The organism is Dokdonella sp. (genome assembly GCF_039926425.1).
Lineage (GTDB): Bacteria > Pseudomonadota > Gammaproteobacteria > Xanthomonadales > Rhodanobacteraceae > Dokdonella_A.
In genome coordinates this window covers 1-9560 of the sequence record NZ_JBDSWZ010000234.1, presented here as the reverse complement: position 1 = coordinate 9560, position 9560 = coordinate 1, and the positions used below count along the sequence as shown (strand labels likewise).

Genomic DNA, 9560 nt, shown 5'->3' with positions numbered 1-9560 from the left:
GTGTATGCATGGAAGGGCAACAGCAAGGTGGGCGAAGGGCGGATGGAAATCCTCGAGTCGTCGCCGTCGCGCATCGTGATCAAGCTCGATTTCGTTGCGCCGTTCGAGGCCCACAACACGGCCGAGTTCACGCTGACCCCGGCGGCCGGGGAAACGGTGGTGAACTGGTCGATGCATGGGCCTACGCCGTTCGTCGGCAAGATCATGCACGTCTTCATGAACATGGATCGCATGGTCGGCAAGGATTTTGAAACCGGCCTTGCCAACATCAAGGCGCAGGCGGAAGCAATGTGACGTTCCAAACGTCCGCCCGTTCGTGTTGCATCAGGCAGGCGACGATGGTTTGATCGGCGGTCATGACGACCACTGAAACCCATCGTGCAATCGACGCCGTCTGGAGGATCGAGTCTCCGCGATTGATCGCGGGACTCGCTCGCATGGTACGCGACGTAGGATTGGCCGAGGAGCTTGCGCAGGATGCGCTGGTCGCGGCGTTGGAGCGCTGGCCGGAAACCGGCGTGCCCGACAACCCGGGCGCATGGTTGATGGCGACGGCCAAGCACCGGGCGATCGATCGGCTGCGACGGATCCAGTTGCTCGCGCGCAAGCATGAGCAGATCGGGCACGAGCTTGCCGCGGATCAGGAGGATGCAGGCATGGAATTCGAAGCGGCCATCGACGACGACATCGGCGACGACCTGCTGCGAATCGTCTTCACCGCCTGTCATCCGGTGCTCTCGACCGAAGCCCGGGTCGCGTTGACCTTGCGACTGCTCGGCGGTCTCACCACCGACGAAATCGCGCGCGCGTTCCTCGTGCCCGAACCAACGATCGCGCAACGGATCGTGCGCGCGAAGAAGACCCTCGCTTCCGAGCAGATTCCGTTCGAGGTGCCCCGCGCCAGCGAACTCGCAGAACGTGTCGCGTCTGTCCTCGAAGTGATTTATCTCGTTTTCAACGAAGGCTATACGGCCACTGCAGGCGATGACTGGATGCGGCCGCGTCTGTGCGAGGACGCGCTGCGACTCGGTCGCCTGCTGGTTGGTCTGATGCCGGATGAAGCGGAAGCGCATGGCCTGCTCGCGCTGATGGAAATACAGGCGTCACGCGCGGGCGCCCGTGTCGGTGCAAACGGGGAACCGATCCTGTTGCTTGACCAGAACCGCGCGCAGTGGGATGCATTGCTCATCCGCCGCGGCCTTGTCGCTCTCGCCCGTGCCGAAAAACTCGGCGGCGCCGTCGGACCCTACACGCTGCAGGCGGCGATCGCGGCGTGTCACGCGCGCGCGCGGAAGAGCGGCGACACCGATTGGCCGCGCATCGCGGCGTTGTATGGAACGCTTGCTGTTGTTGCAGGATCTCCGATTGTCGAACTCAATCGTGCGGTCGCGCTGGGAATGGCGTTCGGTCCCGCTGCGGGGCTTGAACTCGTCGATACCCTGACGTCGGAGCCGGCACTCAGGAACTACCACCTTCTGCCGAGCGTGCGCGGCGATTTCCTGGCAAAGCTCGGACGCAGGGATGAGGCGAGGCGGGAATTCCAGCAGGCGGCGACGATGACCCGCAATGCACGGGAGCGCGAGTTGTTGCTGGCTCGCGCGGCCGCCGCGGGGGAATGATGATCGACACCGGTGCCCGCACTTCTGCTGCGACGCCTCCTGCGGAAAAGCAACCTTGCTGACCCGTTTCTGCAAGGGTGATTGCCCGTTGATCTTCGGCAGGGTATCGCCTATCTTGTGCCGGTCGATGGCGCCCAGCACAACATCTGGGTGAGACGCCGAAAGGCGGCTCAGGGAATCCGGTTGAAATCCGGAGCTGCCCCGCAACGGTGACCGGGATCGAATCGCGCAACTGCCGCGTTCGAACAGAGAGATCAACCTCGTGCCCGGGAGTCCGGATATCCGCCGCGACCGTCGCTCCGCAAGGGGCGCCGACTGGCTCGAAGGTCCTCGTGGGAGGGGCCGGCCGAAAGCGATCACGCCCGCGCATCGCGGCGTTTGCCTTTCGATCGGTCTCCTCTGCGTGTCCTTCAATTCGCTCGCGGGAGCGGAGCCGGCGATGGCCGCGGAGATGTGTCTCAATCCGTGCGTCGCCGTGTTGTTCTCCTGCGGTCCGTTTGCTCGCGAAGGAGAACATCCGCATGTCCGCCCCCGATACCGTCGATGCCGCACCGCGGACTGACGCGGCCCCCGCAGCGCCATCGCCCGACCAGACCGGTTTCCGCCTCACGCCGCGGCATCCCGGCCCGACATCGATGCAGGTCACCAAGCGTTCCGGAGCAAGAGAACCGGTCGATCTGAACAAGATCGTCCGCGCGGTGACGCGCTGTTGTGAAGCGCTCCCGGATGTCGAACCGATGCGCGTCGCGCTGAAGACGATCGCCGGACTCTACGACGGGGCGAGCACGCGCGAGCTGGACGAGCTGTCGATCCGCACAGCGGCGTCGTTCATCGCGGAGGAACCGGAATATTCCAAAGTTGCGGCGCGTCTTTTGGCGGGCTACGTCGACAAGGAAGTGCAGGGACTCGGCGTGTACTCGTTTTCGCAGTCGATCCGCCTCGGTTTCGATGCCGGCCTGATCAACGAACGCGTGCTGGCGTTTGTCGAAGCGAACGCGCGCAAGCTCAACGATGCGATCGATCCGCAGTACTCGATGCGTTTCGAGTACTTCGGCCTGCGCACGCTGTACGACCGCTATCTTCTGAAGCATCCGACGCAGCGTCAGGTGATCGAGACGCCGCAACAGTTCTGGCTGCGCGTCGCGTGTTCGCTCAGCGAAAACGTGATCGACGCGATCGAGCTCTACCACTTGTTCGCAGCACTCGACTACGTGCCGAGTTCGCCGACACTGTTCAACTCCGGCACGCGTCATGAGCAGTTGTCGAGCTGCTTTCTACTCGATTCGCCGGCGGATTCGCTCGAAGCCATCTACGCGAAGTACCGCGATGTCGCGCTGCTGTCGAAGTTCTCCGGCGGCATCGGTCTCGCCTGGCACCGGGTGCGCTCGGAAGGATCGCTGATCCGCTCGACCAATGGACTCAGCAACGGCATCGTGCCATGGCTGAAAACGCTGGATTCATCCGTCGCCGCAGTCAACCAGGGCGGCAAGCGCAAAGGCGCCGCGTGCGTTTATCTCGAACCGTGGCACGCCGACGTCGAAGCGTTTCTGGAGCTTCGTGAGAACACCGGGGACGATGCGCGCCGCACCCATCATCTCAACCTCGCGAACTGGGTGCCGGACCTGTTCATGAAGCGCGTCGACATCGACGCTGCGTGGTCGCTGTTCGATCCGAAAGACGTGCCGGCGTTCCCCGACCTGTGGGGCGATGCATTTGAAAGTGCTTACGTGCAGGCGGAAGCGCAGGGGCTCGCGCGCAAGACGATCAAGGCGCGCGATCTGTACGCGCGGATGATGCGGACGCTGGCGCAGACCGGCAACGGCTGGATGACGTTCAAGGACGCGTGCAACCGCGCGTGCAACCAGACTGCAAAACCCGACAACGCAGTGCACCTGTCCAATTTGTGCACCGAGATCGTCGAGGTGACGCACGATGGCGAGACGGCCGTGTGCAATCTCGGCTCGATCAACCTCTCGCGGCATCACGACGGCGTCGCGTTCGACTTCGACAAGCTCGCACACACGGTGCAGGTCGCCGTGCGTCAGCTCGATCGCGTGATCGATCTCAATTTCTATCCGATCGATACGGCGCGCTCGTCGAACATGCGCTGGCGGCCGGTCGGTCTCGGATTGATGGGGTTGCAGGATCTGTTCTTCGCGTTGCGCCTGCCGTTCGACAGCACTGCCGCGCGCAATTTGTCGGCGCGCATTTCCGAGGAAATCTACTACTGGGCGCTGCGGACCTCGCTCGAGCTTGCGCGCGAAAAAGGCGCGCACCCGGCATTCTCCGACACCCGCGCTGCACGCGGAGAATTGCAGTTCGACGCGTGGAATGTCACGCCGCGCGATAGCGCACGCTGGGACGCGCTGCGTGCGGATATCCGCACGTACGGGCTACGCAATTCGCTGCTGATCGCGATCGCCCCGACCGCGACGATCGCCTCGATCGCGGGTTGCTACGAGTGCATCGAACCGCAGGTATCGAACCTGTTCAAGCGCGAAACCCTGTCCGGCGATTTCCTGCAGGTGAACCGGTATCTGGTCGACGAGTTGAAACGGCTGGGACTCTGGACGAGCGCGATTCGGGATGCGATCAAGTCGGCCGAAGGATCGGTGCAGGCCATTGCGGAGTTGCCGCAAGAACTACGGACGATTTATCGAACGGTATGGGAAACGCCCATGCGCGCGCTGATCGACATGGCAGCGGAGCGCGGCGCCTTCATCGATCAGAGCCAATCTCTCAACCTCTTCATCGAGAACCCCAACATCGGCCAGTTGTCGAGCATGTATATGTACGCATGGAGGCAGGGCCTGAAGACCACGTACTACCTGCGCTCGCGCCCGGCGACGCGGATCGCGAAGACGACGCTCGGGGCGATACCGGCGAAGACCTACACCGACGCGGAAGCGCTGGTTTGTTCGCTCGAGAATCCGGAGTCGTGCGAAGCCTGTCAATGATGATCGGGTCCGTCATTCCCGCGCGCGCGGGGATCCATCGAAATTCTTTTGCACCGGAAGCGCCACGGTTGCCGATGCTGCCGGAATGGTCGTGTTGCCACGTTGCCTGGAAGTTGAAATGAACACTGCCCCACCTGTTGCACGTCTGCTCGATCCTGGCTTTGATCTGACGCTGCGCCCGATGCGCTATCCCCAGTTCTACGAGATGTACCGCGCGGCGATCAAGAACACCTGGTCGGTGGAGGAGATCGATTTCCAGATCGACCTCGGGCACCTCCTGCAGCGCATGACGCCCGCCGATCGACACCTGATCGAACGACTCGTCGCGTTCTTCGCGACCGGTGACTCGATCGTCGCCAACAATCTCGTGCTCAATCTCTACACGCACATCAACGCGCCCGAAGCCCGCATGTACCTCTCTCGCCAGCTGTACGAAGAGGCGCTGCATGTGCAGTTCTATCTCACCCTGCTCGACAACTACATTCCCGAGCCCGAGCGGAGAGCGCAGGCGTTCGCGGCGATCGAGAACATTCCATCGATCCGTCGCAAGGCCGAATTCTGCCAGCGCTGGATCGATTCGATCCAGACCCTCGACCGCATCCGCTCGGACGGCGATCGCCGGCAGTTCCTGCTCAATCTCACCTGTTTCGCGACCTGCATCGAAGGACTTTTCTTCTTCGGCGCGTTTGCCTATGTATATTTCCTTCGTTCTCGAGGATTGCTTCCCGGCCTCGCGGCGGGCACCGCGTGGGTCTTTCGCGACGAGTCGGCGCACATGGGTTTTGCGTTTGAAGTCTTGCGCACCGTCGAGCGCGAGGAACCGCATTTGTTCGATGCCGAGTGGGCTGCGCAGGCGACCGAGATGATTGCTGACGCGGTCGACTGCGAAACCGCATTCGCAGAGGACGTGTTGGGGCAGGGCGTGGTTGGCATGACGTTGAAGGAAATGCGCGAATATCTGGAGTACGTTGCCGATCAGAGGCTGGCGATGCTGCACTTGCCGCCGCGCTATGGCGCGAAGAATCCGTTTCCATTCATGGAGCTGCAGGATGTGCAGGAGCTGACGAATTTCTTCGAGCGTCGGGTATCCGCCTATCAGGTGGCGGTGCAGGGCGAAGTGAGCTTCGACCATGCATTTTGAACATGTCCACTGATGTCGCAACGGCCGAATCGGCCTCTGCGGCGCGGCTGGTCGAGATCGTGTTTCCACACCATTGCAATCACCTCGGCACGTTGTTCGGTGGCCAGGCACTTGCGTGGATGGACAAGGCGGCGTTCCTGGTCGCCAGTCGCTTCGCTGGATGCACGGTCGTGACTGCGCGCTCGGACCGCATCGATTTCCGCCTGGCCGTGCGGCTCGGCGACATTGTGGAACTTGTTGCCGAGGTGACCGGTGTCGGCCGGAGTTCGATGACCGTGCGGGTTTCGATGCTGCGCGAAGAGACGCCGGGCGCCGAACAGAAACTTGCGACGTCAGGCGAATTCGTGATGGTCGCAGTCGACGAACATGGCGCAGCAGTCGCGGTCGAACGGTCGCTCGAACGGCGATGACGCTCACGCCTTGGTTTGATGCGCATCGCCCTTCGGAACGGGTCGGGGGCTGGAGTATGCTCGCGGTTTGCGTTCGCTGAGGGCGCCACGATGGCTGCTGTCGATCTTCCTTCGGACGAGACACTCAACGCGCAGGCGCACGTCGTCGCGGAGTGCCTGATTGCGCGCGGCATGACCGTTGTCGCAGCCGAATCGTGCACCGGCGGCTGGATCGCGAAGGTCCTGACGGATATTCCGGGCAGCTCGACATGGTTCGAATGCGGCGTGGTGGCGTACAGCTATCAGGCAAAGGAATCCCTTCTGGGCGTCCAGCCGCAGACGATCGAGCGCACCGGCGCGGTGAGTCAGGAAACGGTCGTCGAAATGGTGTCGGGCGCGCTCGCGCGTTACGGCGCGGGCATCGCGGTCGCGGTCACTGGCGTCGCAGGTCCGGGCGGTGGAACGATCGACAAGCCCGTCGGCACCGTGTGGATTGGCTGGAAGCGGCGAGGCGGCTACGCGCGTGCCGAACTGTTCCACTTCGACGGCGATCGCGAAGCAGTGCGCCGGCAGACGGTCGGCGCGGCGCTTGATGGCGTGCGGCGGATTCTTACGAGCTGAACCGTCATCCGCGGATCGCGCGTGCTGGCGGCTGTGGGATAATCGGCGGCGGCTTCGCGCGTCTTACCTGATGAGACGCGCCAGCGGCACAGTCGCCGCATCACTACCGAGGATTCCACGATGGATGACAACAAGCGCCGCGCGCTCGCTTCAGCTCTGAGCCAGATCGAAAAGCAGTTGGGCAAGGGAGCGGTCATGCGCATGGGGGACCGTGTCGACGAGGCGATCGAAGTCGTCTCGACCGGCTCGCTCGGTCTCGATGTCGCGCTCGGCGTCGGCGGCCTTCCGCGCGGCCGCGTGGTCGAGATCTACGGCCCGGAATCGTCGGGCAAGACCACCCTCACCCTGCAGGTGATCGCGAGTTGTCAGCGCGCCGGCGGTACTGCCGCATTCATCGACGCTGAGCACGCGCTCGATCCGACCTATGCCGAGAAGCTCGGCGTCAACGTCGATGACTTGCTGGTGTCGCAGCCGGACACCGGCGAGCAGGCCCTCGAGATCGCAGACATGCTCGTACGTTCGGCATCTGTCGATGTGGTTGTCATCGACTCGGTGGCGGCGCTGACGCCGAAAGCCGAAATTGAAGGGGAAATGGGCGACACGCATGTCGGTCTGCAGGCGCGCCTGATGAGCCAGGCGCTGCGCAAGCTGACCGCCAACATCAAGAAGTCGGGCACGCTGGTGATCTTCATCAACCAGATCCGCATGAAGATCGGCGTGATGTTCGGCAGTCCGGAAACCACCACAGGCGGCAACGCGCTGAAGTTCTACGCGTCCGTGCGCCTCGACATCCGGCGCACCGGCGCCATCAAGCGCGGCGAAGAAGTGATCGGCTCCGACACGCGCGTGAAAGTGGTCAAGAACAAGGTGGCTCCGCCATTCCGCCAGGCCGAATTCGAGATTCTCTACGGCGAGGGAACCTCTCGCGAGGGCGAACTGATCGAAATGGGCGTGGCGCACAACCTGGTCGAGAAATCAGGCGCGTGGTACAGCTACAACGGCGATCGCATCGGACAGGGCAAGGACAACGTCCGTCTCTACCTCAAGGAGCATCCGGAGATTGCCAACGCAATCGACGTGCAGCTGCGCGCGAAGCTGCTGGCGAAACCGGAGAAGACGGCAGCGAAGGCGGCCGTCGAAGTCGAGGAAGAAGCGTAGGAATCCGCTGCGGGCGCGCACCATGGCTGGTTTGAAAGGGACATTTTTCGTGTCGTCGCTGATCGGTGCGCTTGCGGTCCTGGGCGTTGCTGCGTGGTCTGCGACGCGCAGCGTGCCGGTCAAGCCGAAGCAGCTCTCGGACGGGATCTGGATCGCCGAACAGGTTCTGCCCGATCAAGTCGTCGATTTGAAGGCACGGGGTTTTCACGCGATCGTCGATCTACGGCCTGACGGCGAAGAGCCGGTTCAGCCGTCGTCCGCCGAGATGGACGGCGCCGCGCGGGCCAACGGTCTTGCGTTCACTTACCTTCCCGTTGGGCACGGCGATATACCTCTTCTCGCTGTCGATACTCTTCAACAGACGCTTGACCATTCGGTTCGTCCAGTTCTCCTTTATTGCCGCAGCGGTCGACGCGCGGCGCGCACCTGGGCTATGGCGGAAGCCAAGCGGACCGGCGGGCTCGACGCGGAGCAGATCGTCCGCGCTGTGGCCTCTGCAGGCCAGTCGGCCGATGATCTTCTCTCTGACATTCAGTTGCGCGTTGCCGCGCGGAGCGCGTCTCCGTGAGAATGGCGTCGACTGGCGCGCATCGTGCGAGCTCTGTTTTCATCGCAGCAGCTGGGCTTGTCGTGGGCGCCATCGTCGGCCTCGTCATTGCGTTGATGACCGGTCTGCTGCCATTGGTCTGCTGAACGATTGCGTCGCCCGCCATGTCAAAGTGGAAATCTTCCAAGTCTGAAACCGCTCCGGCACCCGCAGCCGCGTATGACAGGGCGCTCGGACTCCTCGCACGTCGCGAGCACTCGACCCGGGAACTCAAGCTCAAACTGGCATTGCGCGGCTACGAGAAGACCGATGCATCCGAGGCGATCGATCGCCTCAAGGGCCAGCACTACCAGAGCGATGACCGGTTCGCGGAAAGCCTGTCGCGTCGTCGTGTGTCCCAAGGCTATGGTCCGCGACGAATCGCCGCGGAACTGCGTTCTCACGGTTTGAGCGACGCGGCAATCGGAGAGGTGTTCGGCGAGCTCGGTCACGACTGGGTGGCGATCGCCGCGGAACAAGTCCGCCGGCGCTTTGCCGGGGCCGCCGCCGCCGACGCAGCGGAGAAGGCAAAGCGGGTTGCCTTTCTCTTGCGCCGAGGCTTCGATCCGGCGACAGTACGCGCCGTCACGCGCACGCAAGTGGACGATCCGGGTCAGGATTTCGATTGAGAATGCTGGCCTCGACCGCACGTTTCTCGTGCCTGACCTGAGCCTCCTCAAACCGTGCCGCCCATGAAAACTTCCGAAATCCGCTCCGCGTTCCTCGAGTTTTTCCGCTCGCGGGATCACACCATCGTGCCGTCGAGTTCGCTGGTGCCATCGAACGATCCGACGCTGCTGTTCACGAACAGCGGCATGGTGCAGTTCAAGAATGTGTTTCTCGGAAGCGAGAAGCTGAAATTCGTCCGCGCCGCAGACGTGCAGCGGTGCCTGCGCGCTGGCGGAAAGCACAACGATCTCGATTCGGTCGGCTACACGGCGCGACACCACACGTTTTTCGAAATGCTCGGCAACTGGTCGTTCGGCGACTACTTCAAGCGCGCGGCGATCGAGTGGGCGTGGGAGTTGTTGACCCAGGTGTTCAAGCTGCCAGCCGAAAAGCTCACCGTCACGATCTATCACACCGATG

10 protein-coding genes and 1 riboswitch are annotated in these 9560 nt (G+C 62.9%); all 10 genes read left to right on the top strand.

All coding sequences use genetic code 11. The features are described from left to right. Window positions 1–294 (top strand): SRPBCC family protein (locus tag ABIV12_RS13475; protein ID WP_348060136.1); only part of this gene is annotated, 294 nt, incomplete at its 5' end. A gap of 62 nt (window positions 295–356) precedes the next feature. Then, window positions 357–1619, top strand: a complete 1263-nt coding sequence (locus ABIV12_RS13470) for an RNA polymerase sigma factor (protein ID WP_348060133.1) — start codon at window positions 357–359, stop codon at window positions 1617–1619. 131 nt (window positions 1620–1750) lie between these two features. Continuing rightward, window positions 1751–1924, top strand: a riboswitch (cobalamin riboswitch). A gap of 330 nt (window positions 1925–2254) precedes the next feature. Further along, window positions 2255–4576 carry a ribonucleoside-diphosphate reductase subunit alpha gene (locus ABIV12_RS13465; protein WP_348060138.1) on the top strand — a complete coding sequence of 774 codons (2322 nt, stop codon included), beginning with the start codon at window positions 2255–2257 and terminating at the stop codon, window positions 4574–4576. A gap of 118 nt (window positions 4577–4694) precedes the next feature. Beyond that, window positions 4695–5717, top strand: a complete 1023-nt coding sequence (locus ABIV12_RS13460) for a ribonucleotide-diphosphate reductase subunit beta (protein WP_348060131.1) — start codon at window positions 4695–4697, stop codon at window positions 5715–5717. Between the two features lie 2 nt (window positions 5718–5719). Then, complete coding sequence (locus ABIV12_RS13455) at window positions 5720–6127, top strand: acyl-CoA thioesterase (protein WP_348060129.1); 408 nt, start codon at window positions 5720–5722, stop codon at window positions 6125–6127. A 90-nt stretch (window positions 6128–6217) separates the two neighbouring features. Further along, window positions 6218–6727, top strand: a complete 510-nt coding sequence (locus ABIV12_RS13450; RefSeq protein WP_348060127.1) for a CinA family protein — start codon at window positions 6218–6220, stop codon at window positions 6725–6727. 120 nt (window positions 6728–6847) lie between these two features. Further along, window positions 6848–7885, top strand: a complete 1038-nt coding sequence (recA, locus tag ABIV12_RS13445; protein ID WP_348060125.1) for a recombinase RecA — start codon at window positions 6848–6850, stop codon at window positions 7883–7885. Window positions 7886–7997: 112 nt separating this feature from the next. Continuing rightward, complete coding sequence (locus ABIV12_RS13440) at window positions 7998–8453, top strand: TIGR01244 family sulfur transferase (protein WP_348060123.1); 456 nt, start codon at window positions 7998–8000, stop codon at window positions 8451–8453. Window positions 8454–8596: 143 nt separating this feature from the next. Further along, complete coding sequence (locus tag ABIV12_RS13435) at window positions 8597–9100, top strand: regulatory protein RecX (protein ID WP_348060121.1); 504 nt, start codon at window positions 8597–8599, stop codon at window positions 9098–9100. Window positions 9101–9163: 63 nt separating this feature from the next. Next, the coding region (locus ABIV12_RS13430) for an alanine--tRNA ligase-related protein (protein WP_348060119.1) at window positions 9164–9560 on the top strand (397 nt) is incomplete at its 3' end.